This is a genomic window from Legionella brunensis (genome assembly GCF_001467025.1).
Taxonomy (GTDB): domain Bacteria; phylum Pseudomonadota; class Gammaproteobacteria; order Legionellales; family Legionellaceae; genus Tatlockia; species Tatlockia brunensis.
Genome location: NZ_LNXV01000029.1, coordinates 277,760 through 301,402, shown reverse-complemented (window position 1 = coordinate 301,402; position 23,643 = coordinate 277,760). Strand labels below are relative to the sequence as shown.

Here is a 23,643-nt window from a genome sequence, read left to right as displayed (position 1 = left end):
GTAAAAATTTTAGGTAGAGCTAATACAAAAAATGCAAATCCTTAAGAATCTGGTTTAAACGAATTGGAAGCATTACTGGCATGGTGTAAACTGAGCTTCAAAAATACTGGAGATACAGGATGAAAAAACTGGCTGCAATACTTGGATTAGGGATGGTTAGTACGTTATCAATGGCACTTCCACCTCCCAAAATATTGCTTGATAAGGTGATGTTCCAGATTTCAGCGAGGCAATGGGTTACTACTCAGACTGCGCTCCTATCAGTAAATGTCAATGCGACTTTAACAAATGCTGATTTAGTAAAAACCCGTGCTGATATTATGAGTATGCTGGGGAAAATAGCTTCGGGAGATTGGCATATAACGCAATTTGATCGTTCCCAAGACAGCTCTGGTTTGGAAAAGCTATTCGTTTCCGCAGAGGCAAGAGTTTCTCAGGCTAGCTTAACTAATATTTATCAGAATGCCAAAGATGTTAGTAAGCCTGGCGCGACTTATACGATTAACAGTGTTGAATTCAAACCTAGTCTTGAAGAGGTGCAGCAAATTAAATTGCAGCTGCGCCAGCGTTTATACCAACAGGTCAATGATGAGATAGCTCGATTAAATAAGGTTTACACCAATCAAAATTATAGTTTGAATACATTAACATTGTATGAAGGAGAAGTAGCTCCCCTACAACCTAAGATCTATCAGCGTACGATGAATACGATGGCTATGAGTGCAGCAGCGCCAGAGCCAGCTTTGACAGTAAGCAATGAGTTGACTATGAATGCCATGGTAGAGTTAGCGTCCAATCGAGTAGAGGGTAGTAATGCAGTTGCAAGCCATTGATAAAATAATTGGTCATCGCGGGGCCTCAGCTTACGCCCCGGAAAATACGCTGGCAGCATTCGATAAAGCTTTGGCTCTTGGTTGTCGTTATCTTGAATTTGATGTGATGGTAAGTGCTGATGGAGAACCATTCGTTTTTCATGATGACAGTTTGAAAAGAACAACCAATGGGCAAGGCGAAGTCGGATTAGTGACTGCCGAATATTTACAATCGTTAGATGCTGGCCGTTGGTTTTCTCGACACTATCGCGGAGAAAAAATACCTCATTTTCGTGAAGCAATAGAGTGGTTGACGTTTTCCAATGCTCAAGCAAATATCGAAATTAAGCCTTATCCGGGCACTACTGAGCAAACCACTGTTGCTGTACTGTCACATATTAATCGTTACTGGCCACAGAATAAGCCCCTGCCTTTAGTTTCAAGTTTTGATTTTGCTGCCTTAACGCTTTGTCGCAGCCTTGCTCCTGAAATGCCTCTAGGGTTATTGCTGGATGAATGGGATAAAGATTGGTTACAAAAGGCCCAGGAGTTACAATGTTACTCGGTTCACTACAGTAAACGAGCCCTAACAGCTGCTCGTGTGCAGGAAGTGAAAGCACAAGGTTATGCACTTTTGGTTTACACCGTAAATCGTAAGCGGTTAGCGAAAAAACTTTTTGATTGGGGGGTCGACGCAGTGTTTAGTGATTATCCTGATCTCTTATCATGAGATATTTGTTAAGTCTCCTATTTTTCTTTTTTGTACAGACTTTGCAAGCAAAACCTGTTGAGATTGTAATGTGGTATTCCCTTGCTGGTCATTTGGGGAGTGAAATCAGGCAATTAGCAACGGGTTTTAATCATAGTCAAAATGAATATGTAATTAAACCAGTTTATAAAGGTGAATATACTGAAGCAATGACAAGTTTTGCTGCAGCCTTTCGCGCTAAACAACCGCCGGCAATCGTACAAATTTTTGAAGTGGGCACCACAACAATGCTTTATCCGAAAGGTATTATTAAGCCTGTGGATGAGGTTATGGAAGAGCAGGGAATGACTCTTCCTAAAGAGAATTTTCTTCCAGCAGTACGTTCTTTTTATAGCGAAAAGGGCCACTTGGTGGCCATGCCTTTTAACACGTCAGTGCCTGTTATTTATTACAATGTAGATGCTTTGGCAAAGGTGGGTTTTACTCAAGAATCATTTCCTAAGACTTGGCAGGAAATGGAAACTTTAGCTAACAAATTACAGAAGGTCGGTTTTTCCTGCGTCTATACCACAGCGTATCCAGCATGGATACAAATTGAGTCCTTTTCAGCTATTCATGGCTTGTCGATGACTCATCCAATCCTTTCCAAAGTGACTTATAATAACAATGCAATTGTTAAGCACCTTACTCGTTTGAAGGAATGGCAAAAAAAACGTTATTTTGAATATGGTGGTCGCGCAAGCGATGCTACTGTATTGTTTACAAGTGGCCGTTGCCCTTTATTTAGTCAGTCATCAGGAAGCTACAATAGCCTATCTGAATTGGTTAAATTCAAATTAGGAGTTGCTCCTCTGCCACTAGATACTACAGCAAGTTCTCGGCGTCATAATAATATTGCCGGAGGAGCCGCTCTTTGGGCTGTAGCGGGGCAATCCCCTAGGGTGTATCGCGGAATTGCTAAGTTTTTTTCTTATATTGCTCAACCTGATGTACAACAGCACTGGCACCAAAACACAGGTTATTTACCATTGGGAATCTCTGGGGTTTACGCATCCTTAGCTGCGGAAAGTAGGCATCCAATTTTAAAGCTTGCTCAATCTGATTTAGCTAAACAACAAGATTCAACAGCAAGATTACATGTGGGGCCGCAAAATTTAATAAGAGCCATTAATGATGAAGCCCTAGAGGCTATATTTGCAGGTATGCTGTCTCCAAAACAAGCAATTGATGAGGCGGTTTTGCGTGCGAACTACACATTAATGCGCTTTAATCGCAATACTAAACCTGTGTAGCTAGAATTCCTTTTCCATAAATGGCCTAAGTTTTCTGGGCTTGGTTGGTAGTTTTAAAATCACAATGTATAATTAAAATCACACAGCTAACAAGAGACAGATCATGAAATTTAAGAAAGAAGACCCCAAAACCTCTGAGATATTAACCAAAAACTCAGAATTATTGTCCTCTCTCCTCGATAATACGAATGGCTTAACCAGATTCCAAGATTGCGTAAAAAAAGCACAAATGCTGAAGGAAGACGTTAATGAACTGGCTTTATTTATTGATTTCGATGAAACAATCACCAAAATACATGACTTTAATGAATATAGAAACATAAAAAAAGCGCCTGATTATTTTTAGAAACAAAAAAAGAGATTGTAGAGGAAAAAAAAGAAGCCGAAAAAATTAACCAGCACCTGGTTATTTTGCTTGATACCACAGGGAGCATGAAGCAGCTTTCCAAGTATGAAAAATTTAAAGTGTTTATGGAGTTCCTTAAGAAAAATTTTAAGGACCTAAGCGATCCGAACCGAAATTATTATTTAACAGTTATAGGTTGGAATACTGAAACTCAGATAATTTTGGACAAAATAAACCTTAGAGAATGTAATTTTGAAACGGATATTCTTCCACCCCTTTTAGCGACGAAATTAGAAGGTGGTACGGACCCTTCCCAGGCTACAGATAAGTTAATGGAGTTCTGGAAAAATGTGAAGGGGAATCAACCAGGAAAAAATGAATTGCATGCAGCTATGATAACGGATGGCGAGCCTAATAATGGTAGATGGGGGCAAGACCTAAAAATTTATGCAAGAAAAGATTTGCGAAATTTTCTTCACCAGGAAAATGTTTCATTGTCCGGATTAATTCTTGATAATGCTGAGAGTAGTTTTCTTCAGCTTATTGACATGTTTGATTCATCTCCAGCACACCTTTCTGCCTCTTTTAATGTTGTAGATCTAATAGCATCCACTAAACCAGCTGAATTAGAGGCTGCTGCCTATTTTAGTCTCGCAAAAAATTTATTGGGCCCTTACTCTCCACCATCTACTAAAGAAAAAATAGATTTCACAGTGAGTTGTGGACCAGGCGTGCGTGTTACCTCTCACTTTTTTACTCAGACAAGTGGTCAAACGGACGATAATAAGCTCTTGAAAGCGCAGACGTGGGTAGAAGAAAGTGCTGAAAATATTCGAATAGAAATACCTCTTTCAATGGCTAGGAGAGAGAATACCCCTCTATGTGCAGATATTAAAATATCCGCGGGAGGAAGAGAAATTGAGTTGAAGTTTGATGATGAAAAAAAACTAACAAAGCAAACTGAAGTCCGAATCTCAGAAAATTATAGTTGTAAGGATGAAGATCTTATGGCTATTCTGAAGGATAGTATTCATATAGCGTTGTGGTCTAATTCTAAAGATAGAATAACAGCACTTCAAAGTGCTCTTGATGCCTTAGGAAAAATGGATAATCCGCCGAAAGGATTCAAGGGAACAGATGATAAAAGTCAGACGATCGAGATAGGCTTAAAGTTATGTTTAAAATATGCAAATCAAACTCATTCTTCAGTACAAGCAGAAATCACCAATTATTTGTCATCTTTAATTTTTGTTATAGAGAGAGGAGCACTATGTCCTTGTTTCTTCAACCTTGCCAACCTTGAGGCTCGCGGAGTTATAGATTCTTTTCTTTTAAGAACTACCAGTATCAACTCTGCTCTAAAAGTCCCTCAAAAAATACCAAATGGTTATGTGGCGAATTACACAACGGAGAATGATGCTATTTATGTTTCACAATTAAGCAAAGACATGGAGAAAGTTGAAAAAACTCCTAGTGTGGTAAATCCAGCTAGTCATCGTGGTACCCTTTTTGGTGGTGAACCTAAAACCGATACAGATAAAAATCCTCCACCGCCGCCTCCCGAACCGCAATCCTAATATCATCATGACTCCATCGTCTTAGAGACGGTGGAGACTATAGATTGACAAAAGAAAATAGAAGAAGGTTATTCATAGTGAAAGAGGAAGCCAATTTCTAGAGCTTGAAAGGTAACTTCCAGGAAAGGAAGTAGATATGAAATCTCTATAAACAACTGATTCACTCTTCAGTTTTAGGGCTAGGGCAGCTTGTTATATTTGCGCTCCTTTTGTCCCCTGAACTATTGGCAGGGCTGGGTTTATGGCGGTGTTTATTATTGTATCCGCCTATACCTAGCAAAACATCATCCAGCTCTTCTCAAGCCTCATACCGAAGCAAGCATATTCTTTCTTGCTCTAGGAGACCTCAAGAAATAATCTATTTCAAATAGTATAGTGATTTTGAGTACGACTCTCATATATTGATGAGGCCGCCTTGCGTGTGAACTACACATTAATGCGCTTTAATCGCAATACTAAATCTGGGTAAGATTATTTTTTCGAGATGTAGCTAGTATAGTTTCTACAATTAGATTTATTTTTATTAATTATGGATGATTTATGGCATTGTGTTATAATTTTGCACCATTTTAAAGTTGAGAGCAAATCATATGAAACTCAAAAAAGAAGATCCCAAAACCTCTGAGATATTAAAAAAAAACTCTAAATTGTTTTCAGTATTCCTAGAGGAAACAAATGGATTAGCCAGGTTTCTAGAGTGTGTAAAAAAAGCGCGAAAACTTAAAGAAGATATTAGTGAAATTGCTTTATTTATTGATTTTGATCAGACAATTACTCAAATACATGATTTTAGTGAATATAGATTTCAAGAAACAACACCTAATAAAGAACAAAACCCAACGGCCTATAAAGAGTATTTATTAAAAAACATACGTAATCCAGACAAGCTTCGAGCCTTGTTTCAGCGAATAAAGGAACGTCAAGGTTTTGTCTCAATTGTAACCTTCCATCCTGACAAAGAACGAATTAAAGAATATTTCGCTGCTTTATATCCAGAGGCCGTTGATGTTAATGGGAATTTTGACCTTAGCAAAACCCCCATAGATACCATTATTTGCCCTGGCGATATTAAAGGAGTCATGGTAAGTAAAACCCCTCATATGCACAAGACGTTAGAAAACAGAAAAGATGCCAATAAATTTAAGTCTGGCAATGTTTTTCAGCAATCACTACTAGCGGATGATGACCCTAATAATTGCGAAGAAGCTGAAAAAGTGGGTGTAATTAGTATTAATGCAGCTGAAAAAAGCTATTTAGAAGAAATTGACATCTTGTTGAATCTTCGAGAAATGTATACTGATGAAGAATTGAAAAAAATTGAAGTGAACTTGGAAGAAAGCCGTAAAAAGGAAATCACAAAAGAGCTGGTTGGTGAGGTATTAAGCCAGAATGTAGACAAAGAGTCTAAAGAATATTTTTTGAGTGATTTTAATTCTGTTGTAGTAAACAATACGGATCCAGTTCCCGTTACCTCAATAAAAGTCGGTGAGAATAATAATGCAAGTGCATTTGTTATTGCCCGGACGGTTCAAGATTCAGAGAGTCTTGCCCTAAGAAGTACTTTTGAATATGGGATTAAAGTAGAGCCTAAAGCAACCACTAAAGAACAACAACAGTATTTCTTAATAAAAGATTTTACTAAGCCTAAAGAAGAAAAAAATGCTCAAGTTATGCGGGAAAATACGCGGAAGTTACTGGAAAAATTAAATCCTACTTCCGATAAAACTCAGATTTTTTATGATGAAAAAGCTTTTGCTGAAAAAATTAGCCAAGAACAAGAAAAATATGATCAACGCAAACATATAGTGATTTACATTGATAATAACTCCAATCTGCAAGATGTTGAACAATTTATTAAGGAGCAAAGTCGACTAGGTGTGGTAGTTGATGTAGTTAACTTCAATGCCAATGGAAGCGATTCTAAGGCGACACTTAAAATTGCCAACCAAACTCAAATTAAGAATGTGGGAGGATACCACGCAGTTCGTGATTACGATCTAGAAAAAACGCCTGTTTTAGGAGTATTAGCTCATAGTTTAAGTACAACGCCAGCAGTAGTCACTCTGGAAATAAAAGCAGAAGATGGTTTTGTAATTAACTTGCCTACCAATAGTTCTACCTTTACAACACTTGAGCATAACAAACATCATGTGCTTACAATACCGGTCATAGAAAATCAGGTACAAGAATTTCCTCTAAAAGCTGAAATTAACGTCGCTAAATTTGCTGACGAAAAGTCAACCATGTCTATAAGATTCAATGGAATCTCCCCCATTATTTTGAGAGGAAAACGAACTACTGAAACACTAACGCCTGTTATCAATGCAAGAAAAAATGAGCGTGTGCTTCTACAATACGTACAAGCATTTTTTAATGCTGTAGAACAGATCATTAATAAAAACGAGGTACCTCAAGTAAATCCTCATTCAATCTTGGTGGGATTAGAGGAAAATTTAATTAAACAAGTTCTACCCTCTAATCAAGACATAGTGTGTGAGAATTTGAGGTTAATAAAAAATAATTACTGTATTGAAAATTTTCCCTTGATGTTAAATTACCTGACTGTTTTATATACGGCGGTGAAATCAAATCGAATAGATTTATTGAATTATTCTCTCAGTAAAGAAGATTTTGTACAAAAATTGGATGATGATCTCAAAGAATTCCCCGGACATTTATTCAAAAAAGAAGGAGAGAATGAAGTTAAAGGGAAAACTGCGTTACCTTCTAGTACCTATGTCAAATTTTCTGAGAAAAGTCTTAAAGAGCACCCTGAACTTAGAGAAGTTGCCGTAAGATCTGCATTAAAATACGATTATGTAGAGGCAAAAGGTCAAAAATTAATTATCGAATTGCCTAAAAATTTATTTTTAGAAACAAAAAAAGAGAGTGTAGAGGAAAAAAAAGAAGCTGAAAAAATTAACCAGCATGCTGTTATTTTGCTTGATATTACAGGAAGCATGCTAAAGCTTTCCAAATATGACAAATTTTTGGTTTTTATGAAATTTCTAAAAAATAACTTTAAGGAATTAAGCGATCCAAATCGGAATTACTATTTAACTATCATTGGATGGAACTTTGAAGCTAACATAATTTTAGATCGAATAGATCTTAAAAAATGTGATTTCGAAAAAGAGATTTTTCAGCCTCTTGAAAAGATAGTATTAGAAGGAAGTACAAATCCTTCTTGTGCAACAGATAAGCTAATGGAATTCTGGAGAAACCTTGGTAAGGAGCAGTCAGGGAAAAACGAATTGCATGTATCTATGATAACGGATGGCACGCCCAATGATGGTAGATGGGGGCAAGAATTAGTAAATTACGCAAGAAATGAGTTGCGCAAGTTTCTTCATCAGGAAAATGTTTCAATGTCTGGATTAATTCTTGATAACTCTGAAAGTAGTTTCCTTGAAATGATTGATATGTTTGATTCATCTCCTGCTCACCTTCCTGCCTCTTTTAATGTTATAGATCTATTATCATCCACGAAACCAGCTGATTTAGAAGCTGCTGCCTATTTTAGTATCGCTAAAAATTTATTGCTCCCTTATCCTAAGAAAATAGATTTTGTAGTGCACTGTGAACAGGGCGTACGTGTTACCACTCACTTCTCTACTCAGACAAGTGGTAGTACAGATAACGCCAAGATTTTGACGGCTCAGACGTGGGTAGAAGAAAGTGCAGAAAATATTCGAATAGAAATACCTCTTTCAATGGCTAGAAAGGAGAAAACACCTTTATGTGCAAATATTAAGATATCTGCAGGTGGAAAAGAAATTGAATTGAGATTTGATGATGAACAAAAGCTACCAAAGAAAACTGAAACGCGAATCTCAGAAAATTATAGCTGTAAAGAGGAAGAGCTTATGGCTACTCTTAGATCTCTTAGATCTAACATTCATACAGCATTGTGGTCTAATCAGGAAGATCCTAAGGATAGGATAACCGCGCTTGAAAACGCTCTTAATGCCTTAGAAAAAATGGAAAATCCACCAAAAGGATTTAAGGGGGTAGATGATAAAAACCAAACGGTCGAGCTAGGTTTAAAGTTATGCTTAAAATACGCAAATCAAAAGCATCGCTTAGTAAAAACTGAAATCATCAACTATTTGTCCTCACTCATGTTTGTTATAAACCGGGGCGTGCCATGCCCTTGCTTTTTTAATCTTAAAAAACTTGAGGTTAATAAAGCAATCAGTTTTTATTTACAAGAGGATGTGAGAACTGCTTTACGATTACCTAGCACTATAGCTAATGGTTATATGGCCCAATATGAGGAAGACAATGCGGCTGTGTATGTTTCCCAGTTAAGCAAAGACATGGAGGAAGTCGAAAATCCTAGTAGCAAGGCAAGTCCTGGAAGGAATCCAAATGCTCTTTTTGGTGGCGAATCAGTGGTCTCAAAAGGTGGGAGTCCAAACTCACTTTCATCTCTTGAGCCGCAATTCTAATATTACTATCTCTCCATTGTCTCAGAGACGATGGAGAGATTTATCCATTGACTCTTAAGATTAAGTTACTTGCATGATCCAATCAGGCAAGTAACTTTCTTTCTCGTTCTATTTCTTGTAATGTTCCTCGGCTTAGTCGTGGTTTAAAAATACCGCGTTGCACTCTAAAAAAAGCCCCCAGATTCGTAGATTTATCCAAGCTTTCAGTGACTAACTTTTTTCTGGCGTCAAGAGGCAGGTTTTTTATATAGTCAACAACGTCTTCTTTGTGTTTAGCCATTGCCTTTAATGCTGTTGGAGAAATGAATTTCTTCATTGTTAGTGCATGAATAATGAATTGAGTGGTCTGCTTGCTTTGCTGTTGCAGGTAATCATTCTCTTGGATGATTTCTTCTGTCGGAATAGTTTCAAGAAAATCAAAGGGATCATTGGCGTTATCAGGATTGTAGTTATCAACACTAATAGCATCATGATAGTATGTTTTTCCGGGGTGACGAATAGAGCTATAAATACCAATTTGTCTATCTGTTGGATAAATTATGCCAGGTCTAATATTTTCTCTGAGTAAAAGAATCTCAATTTCTTTTAACATGAGTTGTAAATTTTTTTCTAAACCCTGCAAAATATAGAGTGTGAACTGCATCCCTTCGTAAAATCTTGAGCTATTGGCAACCTTTTGTTTTCTTTGCTCTATTAATTGTTCATACTTTTGTCGGGTATGGATAAATAACTGGTCTTTACTTAAAAAATAAAAACTAAAAAAATTGGCTAATTTTGTATAGTAATATTGGGCAAATGAAACAAATCGCCATTGGTTAGGATTATAAATATTGATTATTTTAGATAGTTCATAATATTTATTTCTTAATGAGTGATAATCCAGGCAATCAGCATCATAATCAGCTAAAAACTGATTGTAATGGCGAAGTAGCCTATCTAATTTTTGTTTCCTGTCATCCATAAGTTTTTTAAAAGTATTGCGATTTGCAACTTTAAAGGTTGCGGCATTCTGACAAAGTATGGGATAAATGATTTCCCAGGCTTTATCCAAATCCTCAGGATGAATACTCAGACGAGCTTTCCAGTTGGTTGCTAGGGATTTAGGATGTTTATTTTTCCAAGGCTTTGGGAGGAAACTAATAAAATATGAATTATCAGAAAAGGACCTGCGAATAGTAAATTTCTCATCGCTATTTTGGTTAAATATATTTTCAGAATAAGTTAAATTCTCGGGGTCGATTAAATCAGCATATTTCATTATTAATGTGTTTATGGAATGCAGATTATGTTCCGTATTATCGCACAATGATCAAAATAAATCATTAGGGCTACTATGTCACTGGATTTTAATACAGGGAGTGACACTCCATCCAAAGTTGAGGGCGATAAGTGCTCAAAGAGAGGAGCGTCAAAATTATTTTCCTTGTGTGCTTATATAGCTCTATTTTTTCATAGATAGAGCAGAAATAAGTGTAGGACTTTCGTCTAAGCTTAGATCTTTTGCACCTTTCAATTTTTGCTTCCCAGAATCCCAGGTGTCTGGAGCTATGGTTGAAATTTCTCCCGGAGCAAATTTATAGGGATCCTCGGAGGTTAGTTTTTCTCGGATTAAAGGGAAATGGGTACGAGATGTAATAAACTCTATAATTTTAAGACGTTGAGTCGCTGGTGTTTCGTTTGGCCATAAAGTTTTTGCCATTTCTTTTAATTCTTCTACTCCGGAAATAATAAAATCTTTACGGCGGTGGAATAAACTCCAGGATGTGCTTTTACTTTCTTGCTTTTGCTTGTGTACTTCTAATGTTTCATCTGACATTTGTAAATAACTGCAAAGGCGCGTAAAAATAAAATAATTTTCGTTAAAACGATCGGGACCTAACTCATATTTATTTTGGTGCATAAAGATAGTTGCAGTTGATTCCAACCATGCAGATGCAGAAATTTGATTTTCAATACCTTTATCTTTACAACTTATTTCTTCCAACGCCAAAGCCAGACGAAAAGAGCTAACCACACTATCGACTGCAGATTGGTGGGTTGGTGACATATCTTTGCGAGTATAATTGGGTCCACCAGGCTCCATATTAATCAGACGAGGCAGTTCTGAAGGTTCTAAGCCTTTTTTATGCTGATAGAGATGATAAATATCAAGAGCTAATCCTGTCATGCGGGCATTGTTGATTCTTGCAGTGTCTCCAGCAAAGTAAAGAATTTCTCTTCTTTCTTTAGGACTTATAGTCCATCCGGTTACTAAAGAGTGATGGGAGTCATGACCATTACGTCCAGAACGGTGATCGGCAGGGACACTGCAAAAAGTAACTTTTTTATCAGTTTTTGAGGTAATGGTGATTTGTTCATGCCATTCAAAAGCCTGAACCTTGGTAAATCCTAATGATCGAAAAAACTCCTCATCCCCAGCAGGCACCAATAATTGTGGTTGGTGGACAAGTAATTTCTTTAACGAGGTGGTGTCCACGTGATCTCGATGGTTGTGGGATATAAGTATAACATCAATAGAGGGTAGTTCTTCTGCTTTGACATCTTGCCCTAAACTGCGTGTCATTGCTGGATACACGAAGGGGGCTAAATCGCCAAAAACGGGGTCAGTAAGAATATTCATGCCTGAGGTTTGGATTAATTGAGTAGCATGTCCTAAATTGTGGATAGTGAACGTTTCTGAATTATCATTATTAATAGCATGTTCAGGACCTTGTTTATAAATCTTTGCAGGGTCGTTGTTTTCTTGCTGGTCAAAATAGGCAAGTTTCATTCTCATTTTCGTTATAAAAACCCAGGTAAAAAATACTCTTAACAAGGGAGGGGTAGAAGTGAGCCAACGTAAAAAGCCCTTTATTTGCGTTTCACGAAAAATTCGTAAGTCGATAAATTTATTAAGATTAGCCTCACTGGTAACGTAACGTCCATCTGCGCGGCGTTCTGGTGATAGAACCTCTTTGATCTTTTCCTGATCATTTATAAAAAACTCTTCTACAAAGGTATGCAGATTATTTGATAGTAAGTCTGTAACATCTTCATTAATAGATTTCTTTCTTAATGATCGTTGATTAATTTTTTTAGTATGAATAGGCATCGTAGTCGAGTCTGAAAAAGAGTTACATATATTTTAACTTTTGGTTTTAATTGAGTCAAATTGATAATTATCGAATCATTGCAAATGAATATATCAGTATGGTTTCAAAGCCATTAAGACTATGCTTTTTAAGGGTGATGAGATCTTTAAGAAATTGCGTCTTTATTTTTTTCTGCTATTTTTATTTTGGATATACCTAGTTTAGTGAGTGCCTATTCTTAATAAATTTCTAGGAAGGAGTTTATCATGAACACATCGCATGCTCTTCACCCTGATTCAAAAGAATTTATACATTGTTTAAATGAACGTGCAAAAACTGCTTTAAATGGCAGTAATCTTCTTGAATTATCGCCTGAAAAGGGACGGCAGGTATTTAACAAGCTAACTGCACCTGTCTCTGGAAAATTAAAGCCCATTGATGTCCATGTTGAAGACAGGGTCATTCACTTGAAAGAAGCTGATATCAAGGTTCGTTTATATAAACCAAAGCATGATGCTATGAATTTACCTGCCTTAATCTATTGTCATGGTGGCGGGTTTGTTTTTGGTGAACTTGATTTTCTAGATTATGCATGTAGATCATTATGTGATGGGGCTCATTGCCTAGTGGTCGCTGTTGATTTTCGCCGTGCTCCAGAACATAAATTTCCAACTGCTCATATGGATTGTTATAACGTCGCTCGTTATGTACAAGAAAATGCTCGAGAATTTGGTAGTAATGGTATCTTGGCAGTGGGGGGGGACAGTGCTGGTGGAAATATCGCAGCAAGTATTTGTCATCTAGCTAAAAAAAATAAAGACTTAAAAATCTGTTTCCAATTATTGTTTTACCCATGGGTAGATTTAAATAATAAGATGCCTTCCGATAAAACTTTCGAAAGCGGTTATTTTCTTGAAACTGCGACATTAAATTGGATGAGAAAACAATATCTGTCAAAACCTGAAGATGAAAAAGATCCAATTGCCAACCCACAATTTCAAAAGGATTTTTCAAATCTGCCGCCTGCATTAATTGTTGCTGCAGAATGTGATCCTATTCATGATGATGCCAAAAAATATTATCAGCAATTAGTTGACGGCGGTAATCATGCAGAATTTATGGAGTGTGGTGGCATTCTTCATGATTTCTGCGCATTACCCTCGCATTATGAAGCGGCTTTGTTAGCATACGGCGTTTCAAGTTATGCTTTGAAGCAGGCTTTTAAGCAATAAAAATGAAGGTTTGGCAGATTTTAATCTGCCAAACCCTAGATTTTGTGATATTAAATTCTATTTAGTCTGGCTTTTTATTTAAAAAAATTGTTTTAATTGCTGTTTTTTTATTGATTTTTAGAAAATATTTAATGCTTTTTAATGTGATGCTTAATACCCTAAAAAATAATTATTTGTATTATACTCAAAAAATATTTGTTTTCTCAGATTTGAATTTGAATTGACTTATCTCAATGATGGCTTCATTCATAGATTTTCTTTTTTCCCTTGAACTTTCGGCAAACATGAGAATTGATCTCCTTTCAACTAGGCTCACTCAGGTTGGGCAAAGCGATGTTTGATTGAACTATGCCGATCGTGTGGAAGTGTCTTTAAAGTACATACGATTCCAGTCAGCTTAGTGTCTCAGCTCATTACAAATCGTGCCATTCATATGGCGATCTAATCGAGGCAATTATACTGCGGGTTTGCTCAGGAATAAAAATATGATAGTTATGTAACAAAAAACACCTATAGTAGGCAACAATCTATAACTGAGCAAAAAATAAGCCTGGATGCCTGATATGTGCTCGAAATAATTCTCGGAAATACTCAATGGTCGAGGCTATTATTGGGTAATATTCTCAAAACAACAGATGCGTGTTTGAAGTCCTCCCAAATTGATACCTATAATATGTTTATAAATATCACTTACCGGGCACACTATGATTAGCGACCTTGATAAATCAGTTATGAATGGTGATTTTTCTAGTACAGATTCCCTTATTGAATCTCAAGTATCTTTTAAAGCGATAAGCGAAAAGGAATTACAATCTCTTCTTAATGATTTTAAAGGTGAGTCGTTAAACTTAGGTGAATTGCTTGATAAAAATGGATACTCACGAATAATTCATAATATTCAGTTTGATTTACCCAATAATCTAAAAAATGTTGATCTATCTGGTTTATCACTCAAAGGTTGTGTGATATATAATTTACATACTTGCCAAAATATTAACTTAGATAGAACTGACTTTAGCGATGTCAAAATTTTCGATGGTTTTATTGATTCGGCAAAACTGCAAAATACAAAAACAGCTAAATTCCAGGGCGCACTTATTGTCTCTGATGACAATATCGCAAAAGTATTAACGCCAGAGCAATATAATGAGTCATCGATTTTGGAAACAGAAAAAGACTTATTTTTTGCTCAAGTTAGTCTAATAAGTAAATTTTATAACTTCTTTGAAAAAGATGGTTTAAATAAAATAGGTTTGTGCATGGGCCTGACTTTTGACCGTACGACCCGGATCTTGGAAGATAAACTTGAAGATAAATCATATGTTGAAGGCCTTAAAAAGCTTATGGAGACACCTATCGAGGATGCTAAAAAGCATTTAAAACGCTTTCATAGTTATGCATTAAGAATCAATACTACCTCCCGATCTACAGAGAGTAAGTTATCCACGTTAGCTGATGTGCCTGTGTTTAGAGATTATAAAAAAAAAATGCGGACTAAGCATTTTTTAAAGTTTGAGAAAGAACAAATAAATGATATTAGCTTTATTGATAGATTGCTATCTAGTTGTCCGGAAGCTAGGGTTATAGGTTTAGGGGTAGGCAGCGAGGACGGAGGGCATCAGTTTTCTCTAGAAGTTAGAAGAGATAAAAATGATCCGAGTAAAATTCTTGGCTTTAAAATATATGACCCTAACTTTTACGAATCTAAATTACTTAATAAAGAACAGGTTGAACATCAACTTAAAAATTTAATGAGATTCTATAAAAATAAATATGGACCAGAAACACAGTTATATATAGATGATCTTGGAGAAATTGTTACTGTTTTAGGATTACTTTCTGCTAAAAAAGATAAGAAAAATGAAATAAAATCAGATGGCTCACAAAGTAAAGTTATTAAAAATAAAGACATTCATCACTTATATAATGCTATAGAAAAGGGGAATACGGAGAAAGTTAAACAATATATTGAAGCTTATCAGCACATTATTAATGATGCTGCCAATGGGAATTTACGCCCTCAGACAGGAAAAATATTAGATTTTACTTTACAGGTCAAACCAAGTAGTGAGATTTTTGAATTGGTTATAAATCAACTTTCTGATTTTCCAATTTTCGCGAAAACTTCTTTTATATGCATTTCTGCCCCAAATTACATACCAAGTTTAAAAAAAGTTGCTATTGAGAAAAGTTACTTCAATACAATTGATAAAATTATTGAAATATCTCCTGCCTCCATTAGTCAAGAAGATTTTATAACAACTATTCAAAATGCTGTAAAAACCGGAGTTATTGAAAAAAATAAAGAATCTGATCTGAAAATTATTGAGAAGCATAGAGATAAGTTTAAGCTCTCAAAAGATGATATTAATAAACTATTGAACCCTTCTGCTTATAAAGAACAGAATCCCAAAATGGGTGCAGATGAGGTCTTGCTCAAAGACAAATCCAATAATATGAAATACTCCATGCGCATAGAACGAATTGAGGTTGTTGAAAGAGAACAGAATCTCGCCGCGGTGCTTAAACTTCTTGAGAGTGAGCAATTATCAAATGTTAGAAAAAAACATCCTATTATTCAAAATATGATAGTTATTATTCAAAATACGGATACTAATGATAGCAAAAATATATTGTATAACTTGTCACAAATAAAGGATTTAATTAAAAAAGAGGAGCTCTCAAAAATGGCTTCCCCAGCTAAAAAAATAATAGAAATATTTGATATGGGTGATGCCACTAATTTTAGATTCATTCGTGAAAAACTTGAAGAAGCGTCTGAACCAGAGCTTAATTTCAAAGAAATTATGAACACAGACCGGTTTTACCAAATACACACTAGCTAATGATATGGACTAATTCTCTCTTTTACCCGGCCCCTAGGTAAGCCAAAATAGTAAGGTCTCCCAAACCTTATCGGAAGGAGAGTACAATCAAGAATATTACGCTATTAGGTATCAATTTGAAAAAGGTGTATTTCAATTGCATGGACTTGTTCTCTAATCATTGCGCATATAGTAAGGTATGATAATTCTTTTGAATGAGTAGTTAAGTTTGAGCCTACAGCCTATGAAAACCATTGAATACAATAACTTTATTCTTGCTTGTACTCAGAAGATAGCGAATTTACCCCAAAATGAAATTAAGTATCATTTATTACTGGCAGTTAGTGCAGTAAAAGATATTAACAATGAATTTAATAGTAAATTTATAGAAGGAATGAAAGCCTTAATTGAGGGCTTGGAAATAATTATGGACGGTCACTTGTTATCATACGTCGATAAAAGGGATTGTTATGAAAGAATTCTTCGTGAATACAAGTATCTAACCTCTCTAGCACAAACCGAAACACTGACTACTAAAATTTCTCATCATCTCATTAACTTAGGTGCTGCACTTTTAGCATTTTTACTAGGGACAGCAAGCGGATTAATCGGTGGGTTTGCCGGATTAGCTCGCGGAATATGGAATTTAACAAACCCGCTATCTTCCTTTGCTACAGGTGTGGCAACTGGGATTGTGGTAGGCGCTGCCATTGGCTTTAGAATTCCTAAAAAATTATTTAAAGATGAATTGATTCGACAAATTAAATACTGTTTGGATGGAATCCATGAGTGCATTGATAATTTGCAACAAACAAACCTTCAATCTTTCGCAATCCATAAGGAAAAAGTTAAACAAAAGCTGTTACAGGATTATTTTAAGAACGACCAGACTGTGTTGACTGATTTTTTGCAGGAGGAAGTAGCTTATGAAATCAATACTTTTCAAGCACAATTCATAAGTCCGTCATTAGAAGGTTATTTGGGGCATCATGCTTTTATCAAAATTATAATCGATACACAAAAACCACCGCTTACTATTGAATTTTCGACAGGGGAAACTGATTTACAGCGTCCTGTTACGCAATATGAGCGTCGTTTTGTTTCTGGTGAAAAAATTGTTGAGATGCTTGCTATACATGAACAGTTAAAAGTTACTCACGCCACCATGAAGTATATTTTGACAAAAATGAAGCCTGGCGAAAAAGATTGTTTCAGCTATGTCGACAAAGTGCTTATCGGAACCTCTCAGCAGGCAACTTCCGTAAAGCGTTTTAATGGTACTGAAAATTGGATAGGCCGCAATGTAGTAGGATTTTTTATCCAAAAATTAAGTCCGTTCAGGCAAGATATGCTCACGGAAAATCAACAGAAATGTGGTTGTTAATGGGGGATAAAGCAGATAGTATCTGCGCGTTTCAGTTGTTCCTACAATGGTGGAAACCTCTTGAGACATTTTAGGCTTAAATTGCACACCATGCCTACAAATCAGGATTCCCAAATTTTAATGTTAGCTGAGCAACAAATACTATCCATAACTCTATAATAGTTCAAAATTTGACCAATGGCAATTCTAAAATAGACTGGTAAATAATCATTGAGTCAAACTGTAATTTTAAAATTAGATTTATTTAGAAATAGGGAGTTAGCTAATGCGCCATTTTTTATGGAAAATAAAAAGTATTTTTCTTTCATTACTTCCGTTAAAAACGGTTGGGGCGCGTGCATTAGTTATCAAAGATGATAAAGTTCTTTTAATTAAGCATAGTTATATTTCAGGTTGGTACACCATAGGTGGAGGGGTTAAAAGAGGGGAAACTCCAGTGCAGGCGGTACAACGAGAGCTTTTTGAAGAGGTCGGTATTAAATGTTTGACTGAGCCAAGACTGTTCAATGTTTACCATAGCTCTAAAGAAAAACGAGATGACTATATTGTTTTTTATCTCATTGAAAATTTTGCCAAAGAAGTAATGACCTCTGTAGAGATCTCAGATGCAAGATGGTTTGATTTGCAAAATCTTCCAGAAGACATTTCCCCAGCAACCCAGCGCCGAATTGAAGAGTACAAAGGAAGCCGTGGTATTGATGAGCGCTGGTAAAATGTTATAAATGCTGCAAACTTTAGCCACAATATAAGCAGGGTACCCTATAATGGCTGCATAAAGGCACCTAAATTTGGTCTTGTATGCATGCGATATTGATAGACAGTGTAAAAAGCAATGATATTTTTTAGGTAGTTCCGCGTCTCGCGCCATGGGAGTGTTTCTATCCAAATATCCATTTGTTTAGGTGGATGGTTTTTTAGCCAATAATTAACCTGATGTGGACCTGCATTATAGGCTGCAGCCATTAAAACCGGATGTTTATTGTAACAATTGCCAAGTTGTTTTAAGTAAGCAACCCCGATATTGATATTTTTTTGAAATGAAAAAAGCTGTATTTTGTCAGCATAAGCAATTTTTTCATGTTTAGCGACTGAACTTGCAGTGGCAGGCATGACCTGCATTAAGCCACGAGCTCCTGCGGGAGAAACCACATTATCACGAAAACCGCTCTCTTGCCGAATAATTGCATAAATTAACTCTTGAGGGATGCTGTAACTCTTGGAATACTCACTTACTGCATTGCGGTAGGCTAACGGGAAACGCAAGATAAGCTGATTATTTAAATCCTCCGTGGTATTACTTAGATATACGGATTTGCCATGCCATTGTAAATCATTGGCAATCCAATAAGCCAATGCACTCTTATCTTCTTTAGGGAGCTCAATCACAAAATCATTTAACAGTCTGGATGCCTGGGCTTCCTGTTTGGTCTGATAAAGTGACTTAATATTGTCAGTAAAAGGTTGATAAGGTTTTAGGATGGACATATCAACGACAGGATGCTCATTTTCAAAGCTAGGAGATTTGTTGAGACGAGAACTTGCTAAAAAACCATAATAATTTCTTGATTTGGCGAGCTCTTTATAAATTTCCTTCGCTTGGACATTTTTACCTTGTGCCTCAAGTGCCCGCGCCAGCCAATATTGCCAGCAAGGGTTATCTTTATCTTTTGAGTGATTAACTAATTGTTCAACCAAAGCCCATTGTTGGCGTTTAAGTGCATAGCGAATCTGCCAATCAAGAAGGACATCATTGTAGTAGGCAGGTTTTACTTTGGAGAACCAATACTGCGTATCTTCATGATTACGCATGGCCTTGTACAAAGCTACATGAGCAAGAAAATTTTGTTGTTGGGCGACCGTTAACATTTTTTTGCTTTTTTCAGTTTGTGAAAGCTTTATGGCTTGATCCATATTGGTAGAAACCATACGCTTTAAGCCAAAAAGGTAAAAGCTGTCATGGAGTTCACCGGGTTCCAGTTGCGTGATTCGTGCTGGACTTTGAAAAATACCCAACAATAGTTGTTCATCTTTTAGGCGAGGTTGTTTGTATTGTTTTAACAAATATCGGGCAAGGCCAATATTACGTTGATCGAGTGCCAAATTAATTCGTTGCGTAATGAGACGCTCATCAAAATTTTCATTTTTCAGCAATAAAGAAAAAAGCTCATTACAAGCCGCAGGTTGTGAGTCGCCGTGAAGCCACAAGGGTTTAGCTCCATTTAGTGCTTCCAGCTGTTTGCCTTGTTGGTAATCGGCAAGCAATGCGTAACACTGCAAACTAATATCCTGAGAAGGCTTATAATGCTTTGAATAATTTATCCAATCTTTTTGTTGAGCCAATTGATACAGCCATTTTTCGCGTAATTTTTTGGCAAGTGGGGTATCGCTATCAATAAATGTAAAAAAATCTGGACCGGGATTTGCGGGCAAATTTTGACTCCATTCGGTATAAGCCATAAACCGATTTAGGTAATCAGTGCCTGATAATGCATGCACCGTAAACACAAGGCCTACCATGCAAAATGTTAACAGAATTTTTTTCATATCAAATTTCTCAAGCTCAGATTGCTTTCAGTTCGTTGCGCATGGTGGCAATCGTTTTATCATAATCATCACTTGAGAATATAGCAGAACCTGCCACAAACTGGGTAGCTCCAGCTTTTGCTAAACTTGCAATATTTTCAATGCTTACTCCACCATCGACGCAAATTGGCAGCGTGGGAGTTTGTTGTTTAATCCACTTTATTTTTTGTATAACTTCAGGGATTAATTTTTGGCCACCAAAGCCTGGATTAACGGTCATGATTAAAACAAAATCAAGCCTATGTAAAACCCATTCTATACATTCAGGGGAAGTAGCTGGATTTAATACTAAGCCAGCTTCACAGTGTTGTTGACGGATTAGCTCAAGGCTGCGATCCAGGTGAATTGTAGCATCGGGATGAATGCTGATTCGTTTAGCACCCGCTTTCGCAAAATTAACAATTAAATCATCAACTGGATTTGTCATGAGGTGGACATCGATGGGAATTTTGGGAAACCGTTGATGCAGTGCTTTGCAAATGGGAGGGCCAAAGGTGAGATTGGGCACATAATGATTATCCATAACATCGAAATGAATAAGATCAGCTCCGGCTTGCATTACAGAGCTGACCTCTTCGCCAAGTCGCGTCATATCAGCGGAAAGTAGAGATGGTGCTATTAGATAAGTCATTTAACCATTAAACCAGTAATTAAAGTTAAAATTGAGGGTATGGAATGTAAAACGATCATTGAGATTATTGAGCTGTTTACTCATGAGATAACGATAATCCATCCCGACTGAAAAATAATCATCCATCTGATAATCAAATCCAACAATGGCTTGGGCAATCGGAGTGGATTCACTATTGGTGACGTCTAACACCGGGAAGAAACCATAAACCCCCGTCGAGGGATTAAGCTGGTTAATATTAATGATCCAGTCGTTTTTAATATTTGCAAAACCAATACCGGCTCCAATATAAGGCATCCAGGTTACATCTTGGGCCTCATGATTATAAAAATCATAAAGAATATTGAAAAGTCCTCCTAGCACCTGAGCATGGCCACTCATGCTATATGGGGAGGTAACGGATGTGATGGTTACGCCCGTTGAGGTTTGCGAAGTGATTGTTTGTTGGTTTCTGCCAAAACTTAAACCATCAATGGTGATATTTTTATAGGTGTTATAATCCCAGAGTAACTCACCTTCAAAACGAAACCCACACCAACGGTAGCCGAATTGTCCACCAAGACCACCACCAAATTGGTATTTAATTTCACCATTTGCGTTCGTTGGAAGAGGAACTACGCTCGCATTTGCAGGAAGATTGTTATTGTAATTATTGATGTTATTGTAAAGGGTTGTGAATTGTGAGCCTGTGAGCGTAAAGTCACTCGTAGGAATGTAACTCGCAATACCGAATAATCCAAAATACCATCCGTCAGGAGGAAGCGATGCAAAGCTTGAGCTGCTGGTAGCTACGAGCCCTGCAAGGGTAAACTTAAGAAACTTGTTCATTCTTAGTCCTTATTTTAAAGCAGACGCAAAAAAAGCGCACATTTTCCCTATTGTTAGCCACAAAAAGTGGCTAACTGGATTATGCATTGTTGAACCAGTAATTAAAATTCAAATTAAGTGTATGGAGGGTGAAACGCTCATTAAAACTACTTAATTCTCGTGTTGTCATATAGCGATAATCAAGACCCATGGAGAAACTATCATTAAATAAATAGCTAACGCCTAGAATGGCTTGTCCAACAGGGGTTGATGTATTTTCAGATAAATCAACGAGTGTGGTTACTACTGTAGCACCGGAAGAATTCGTGCTATTAAACTCCAGATTTACTTTATTTCGTACATAACCGTAACCAATACCTAAGCCAATGTAAGGCATCCAGCTTACATCGTCCCAATCCATATCATAGAAATCGTAGTAGACATTAAAAAGTGCTGCGCCTAAAGTCGTATTACCACTAATGCTGAGATTGGAAAATGGATAGGCTAGAGTGCTATTCGGACTGGTATTCAACGTGTATCCACCTAGCGTTATATCGTCATAGGAGTTGTAGTTATAGAACAGTTCCCCTTCGAATCGAAATCCGCAGTAACGGTAGCCTAGTTGTCCACCACCACCGCCACCAATGGATGAGTAGTTCACACTACCAGCAGTACTTGTCAAAGGAGCGTAACCGAGGGAGGTAAGAAAACTATTAATTGTGGTGAAGTCAGTTGAAGAGATTGTAAAGTCCATACTTGGTGTATGGCTAAGTGTCCCCATAAGACCTGCGTACCATCCATCTCCAGGAACTGCGGAGAAGGCAGAGCTGCTAGCAGCGATTAGCCCTGCTAGCCCAAATTTAAGCGTATTTTTCATGACTTATCCTTAATGCAGATTCGGCATAAGATAGAGTTTTCTTATCCCGAACTTAACTATTTCAAGCTGGATCCCATACAATGCGGTGCATATTTACGAGATGAAGTTTTACATTACTTATAACTCGCACCATCAAAGCGATAAATTGCTCCCACGCTTGCTAAATGAGCTTGGTATACCTTATTAAACTCAGTGGCACGTTGTGTTCCAATGTAGCGATAAGCAAGGTTAACAGCGTAGTTTTCTGCAAAATTGTAAGTAAAACCACCCGTTCCCTGATAAGCAAAAACGTTGTCAGTTATTTTAAAACGCGTATGCAAAGCAGGGCCCAAAATTCCTATAGGGCCGTCACCATTAAGACGAGCAGTCACATATCCGTAGCCAATTCCAACACCTAAAAAGGGAGCGATGCATGGCACCATTTCGGGGAAGTCATAGTAAACATTTGCCATGGCAAATGTACCTGTAGTTTCGCCGTCTACCCCTACTTGTCTGGCATCGTTAATCTTAAATTTACTTAGGTTTGCGTCAATGTAAGTAATTTCACCTTCATAGCGTAAGGGCATGCTTTGATAACCTATGCGTCCACCACCATTCCAGCCGCTATTGTAGGAAGGGTGAGCGCGCAAAAGGCCAAAAGTAGTGTTACTGATATTATCAGGTATATAGGTATAACCACCAAAAACGCTGGCATACCAGCCATCAATAGGCACCGCAGCCGATGCAAGGCTAGAGGCAAGCATGGCAGCAGAAAAAAATGCAATTCTCATGAGATCCCTTTTTATTATTATTTAACAGCAATCCAATGTTAGCGATTTGCCTTTATTTTGCAAGCAGCTTTTATCGTTTTCGTGGAGATGAATTTGATAGGCCTACTGAAAGTGGATTAATAGTAGGTTCTTAGAATAGTAGCTAGGAAAATGGACTTCATCCGTTATGGATACTATGAATAGCGAGGACCTGATATATCAGTTTTTTTTCTATCGAATTGGCTTATTTGTTGTCATTTGGTTTTTTTTTTACTTTTAAAATGGACATTGACAAAG

17 protein-coding genes are annotated in these 23,643 nt (G+C 36.9%); 10 read left to right on the top strand and 7 right to left on the bottom strand.

Annotated elements, in window-relative coordinates; all coding sequences use genetic code 11:
• Nucleotides 1–119: 119 nt before the first annotated feature.
• The 6 genes from Lbru_RS10065 (at nt 120) to Lbru_RS10040 (ending at nt 9,187) form a co-directional block, all read left to right on the top strand.
• The gene (locus Lbru_RS10065) at nt 120–833 is read left to right on the top strand and encodes a hypothetical protein (protein WP_058442004.1); all 714 of its coding nucleotides are present in this window, start codon (nt 120–122) and stop codon (nt 831–833) included.
• On the top strand, nt 814–1,542 hold the full coding sequence (gene ugpQ, locus Lbru_RS10060; protein WP_058442003.1) for a glycerophosphodiester phosphodiesterase: 729 nt from the start codon (nt 814–816) through the stop codon (nt 1,540–1,542). The genes Lbru_RS10065 and ugpQ overlap by 20 nt, the downstream gene beginning before the upstream one ends.
• On the top strand, nt 1,539–2,813 hold the full coding sequence (locus Lbru_RS10055; protein ID WP_131793487.1) for an extracellular solute-binding protein: 1,275 nt from the start codon (nt 1,539–1,541) through the stop codon (nt 2,811–2,813). Before ugpQ ends, Lbru_RS10055 begins: the two co-directional genes overlap by 4 nt.
• Nucleotides 2,814–2,916: 103 nt before the next feature.
• The gene (locus Lbru_RS10050; protein ID WP_058442001.1) at nt 2,917–3,159 is read left to right on the top strand and encodes a hypothetical protein; all 243 of its coding nucleotides are present in this window, start codon (nt 2,917–2,919) and stop codon (nt 3,157–3,159) included.
• 86 nt (nt 3,160–3,245) lie between these two features.
• A complete protein-coding gene (locus tag Lbru_RS10045) occupies nt 3,246–4,736 on the top strand; it encodes a vWA domain-containing protein (RefSeq protein WP_058442000.1) in 1,491 nt (496 codons plus the stop codon).
• A gap of 590 nt (nt 4,737–5,326) precedes the next feature.
• On the top strand, nt 5,327–9,187 hold the full coding sequence (locus tag Lbru_RS10040) for a vWA domain-containing protein (protein ID WP_058441999.1): 3,861 nt from the start codon (nt 5,327–5,329) through the stop codon (nt 9,185–9,187).
• An 82-nt stretch (nt 9,188–9,269) separates the two neighbouring features.
• Here Lbru_RS10040 and Lbru_RS10035 read toward each other — a convergent pair whose 3' ends face one another.
• Together Lbru_RS10035 and Lbru_RS10030 are read right to left on the bottom strand one after the other, a co-directional pair.
• Nucleotides 9,270–10,445 carry a hypothetical protein gene (locus Lbru_RS10035; protein WP_058441998.1) on the bottom strand — a complete coding sequence of 392 codons (1,176 nt, stop codon included), beginning with the start codon at nt 10,443–10,445 and terminating at the stop codon, nt 9,270–9,272.
• Between the two features lie 183 nt (nt 10,446–10,628).
• The gene (locus Lbru_RS10030; protein WP_058441997.1) at nt 10,629–12,278 is read right to left on the bottom strand and encodes an MBL fold metallo-hydrolase; all 1,650 of its coding nucleotides are present in this window, start codon (nt 12,276–12,278) and stop codon (nt 10,629–10,631) included.
• Nucleotides 12,279–12,524: 246 nt separating this feature from the next.
• Between Lbru_RS10030 and Lbru_RS10025 the strand changes: the two genes are divergently transcribed.
• From Lbru_RS10025 to Lbru_RS10010, 4 genes are all read left to right on the top strand, one after another.
• Nucleotides 12,525–13,490 (top strand): alpha/beta hydrolase, encoded by a 966-nt coding sequence (locus Lbru_RS10025; protein ID WP_058441996.1) that lies wholly within the window; start codon nt 12,525–12,527, stop codon nt 13,488–13,490.
• A 704-nt stretch (nt 13,491–14,194) separates the two neighbouring features.
• Entirely contained in the window at nt 14,195–16,336 is a 2,142-nt protein-coding gene (locus tag Lbru_RS10020) for a hypothetical protein (protein ID WP_058441995.1), read from the top strand.
• 223 nt (nt 16,337–16,559) lie between these two features.
• Complete coding sequence (locus Lbru_RS10015; protein ID WP_058441994.1) at nt 16,560–17,699, top strand: hypothetical protein; 1,140 nt, start codon at nt 16,560–16,562, stop codon at nt 17,697–17,699.
• 265 nt (nt 17,700–17,964) lie between these two features.
• Entirely contained in the window at nt 17,965–18,411 is a 447-nt protein-coding gene (locus Lbru_RS10010) for an NUDIX domain-containing protein (RefSeq protein ID WP_058441993.1), read from the top strand.
• A gap of 47 nt (nt 18,412–18,458) precedes the next feature.
• Here Lbru_RS10010 and Lbru_RS10005 read toward each other — a convergent pair whose 3' ends face one another.
• The 5 genes from Lbru_RS10005 to Lbru_RS09985 form a co-directional block, all read right to left on the bottom strand.
• Nucleotides 18,459–20,243: a transglycosylase SLT domain-containing protein gene (locus Lbru_RS10005; protein WP_058441992.1), complete on the bottom strand. Its 1,785-nt coding sequence runs from the start codon at nt 20,241–20,243 to the stop codon at nt 18,459–18,461.
• A gap of 16 nt (nt 20,244–20,259) precedes the next feature.
• The gene (rpe, locus tag Lbru_RS10000) at nt 20,260–20,913 is read right to left on the bottom strand and encodes a ribulose-phosphate 3-epimerase (RefSeq protein WP_058441991.1); all 654 of its coding nucleotides are present in this window, start codon (nt 20,911–20,913) and stop codon (nt 20,260–20,262) included.
• The gene (locus Lbru_RS09995; protein ID WP_058441990.1) at nt 20,914–21,741 is read right to left on the bottom strand and encodes an outer membrane protein; all 828 of its coding nucleotides are present in this window, start codon (nt 21,739–21,741) and stop codon (nt 20,914–20,916) included. It abuts the gene before it with no gap.
• A 79-nt stretch (nt 21,742–21,820) separates the two neighbouring features.
• A complete protein-coding gene (locus tag Lbru_RS09990; protein ID WP_058441989.1) occupies nt 21,821–22,597 on the bottom strand; it encodes an outer membrane protein in 777 nt (258 codons plus the stop codon).
• 113 nt (nt 22,598–22,710) lie between these two features.
• On the bottom strand, nt 22,711–23,367 hold the full coding sequence (locus Lbru_RS09985; RefSeq protein WP_058441988.1) for an outer membrane protein: 657 nt from the start codon (nt 23,365–23,367) through the stop codon (nt 22,711–22,713).
• Nucleotides 23,368–23,643: the final 276 nt, after the last annotated feature.

Bases quoted from the DNA above. Each gene is read 5' to 3' on its own strand.
- Lbru_RS10065 (WP_058442004.1), top strand. From the start codon at position 120: ATGAAAAAACTGGCTGCAATACTTGGATTAGGGATGGTTAGTACGTTA.
- ugpQ (WP_058442003.1), top strand. From the start codon at position 814: ATGCAGTTGCAAGCCATTGATAAAATAATTGGTCATCGCGGGGCCTCA.
- Lbru_RS10055 (WP_131793487.1), top strand. From the start codon at position 1,539: ATGAGATATTTGTTAAGTCTCCTATTTTTCTTTTTTGTACAGACTTTG.
- Lbru_RS10050 (WP_058442001.1), top strand. From the start codon at position 2,917: ATGAAATTTAAGAAAGAAGACCCCAAAACCTCTGAGATATTAACCAAA.
- Lbru_RS10045 (WP_058442000.1), top strand. From the start codon at position 3,246: ATGAAGCAGCTTTCCAAGTATGAAAAATTTAAAGTGTTTATGGAGTTC.
- Lbru_RS10040 (WP_058441999.1), top strand. From the start codon at position 5,327: ATGAAACTCAAAAAAGAAGATCCCAAAACCTCTGAGATATTAAAAAAA.
- Lbru_RS10035 (WP_058441998.1), bottom strand. From the start codon at position 10,445: ATGAAATATGCTGATTTAATCGACCCCGAGAATTTAACTTATTCTGAA.
- Lbru_RS10030 (WP_058441997.1), bottom strand. From the start codon at position 12,278: ATGCCTATTCATACTAAAAAAATTAATCAACGATCATTAAGAAAGAAA.
- Lbru_RS10025 (WP_058441996.1), top strand. From the start codon at position 12,525: ATGAACACATCGCATGCTCTTCACCCTGATTCAAAAGAATTTATACAT.
- Lbru_RS10020 (WP_058441995.1), top strand. From the start codon at position 14,195: ATGATTAGCGACCTTGATAAATCAGTTATGAATGGTGATTTTTCTAGT.
- Lbru_RS10015 (WP_058441994.1), top strand. From the start codon at position 16,560: ATGAAAACCATTGAATACAATAACTTTATTCTTGCTTGTACTCAGAAG.
- Lbru_RS10010 (WP_058441993.1), top strand. From the start codon at position 17,965: ATGCGCCATTTTTTATGGAAAATAAAAAGTATTTTTCTTTCATTACTT.
- Lbru_RS10005 (WP_058441992.1), bottom strand. From the start codon at position 20,243: ATGAAAAAAATTCTGTTAACATTTTGCATGGTAGGCCTTGTGTTTACG.
- rpe (WP_058441991.1), bottom strand. From the start codon at position 20,913: ATGACTTATCTAATAGCACCATCTCTACTTTCCGCTGATATGACGCGA.
- Lbru_RS09995 (WP_058441990.1), bottom strand. From the start codon at position 21,741: ATGAACAAGTTTCTTAAGTTTACCCTTGCAGGGCTCGTAGCTACCAGC.
- Lbru_RS09990 (WP_058441989.1), bottom strand. From the start codon at position 22,597: ATGAAAAATACGCTTAAATTTGGGCTAGCAGGGCTAATCGCTGCTAGC.
- Lbru_RS09985 (WP_058441988.1), bottom strand. From the start codon at position 23,367: ATGAGAATTGCATTTTTTTCTGCTGCCATGCTTGCCTCTAGCCTTGCA.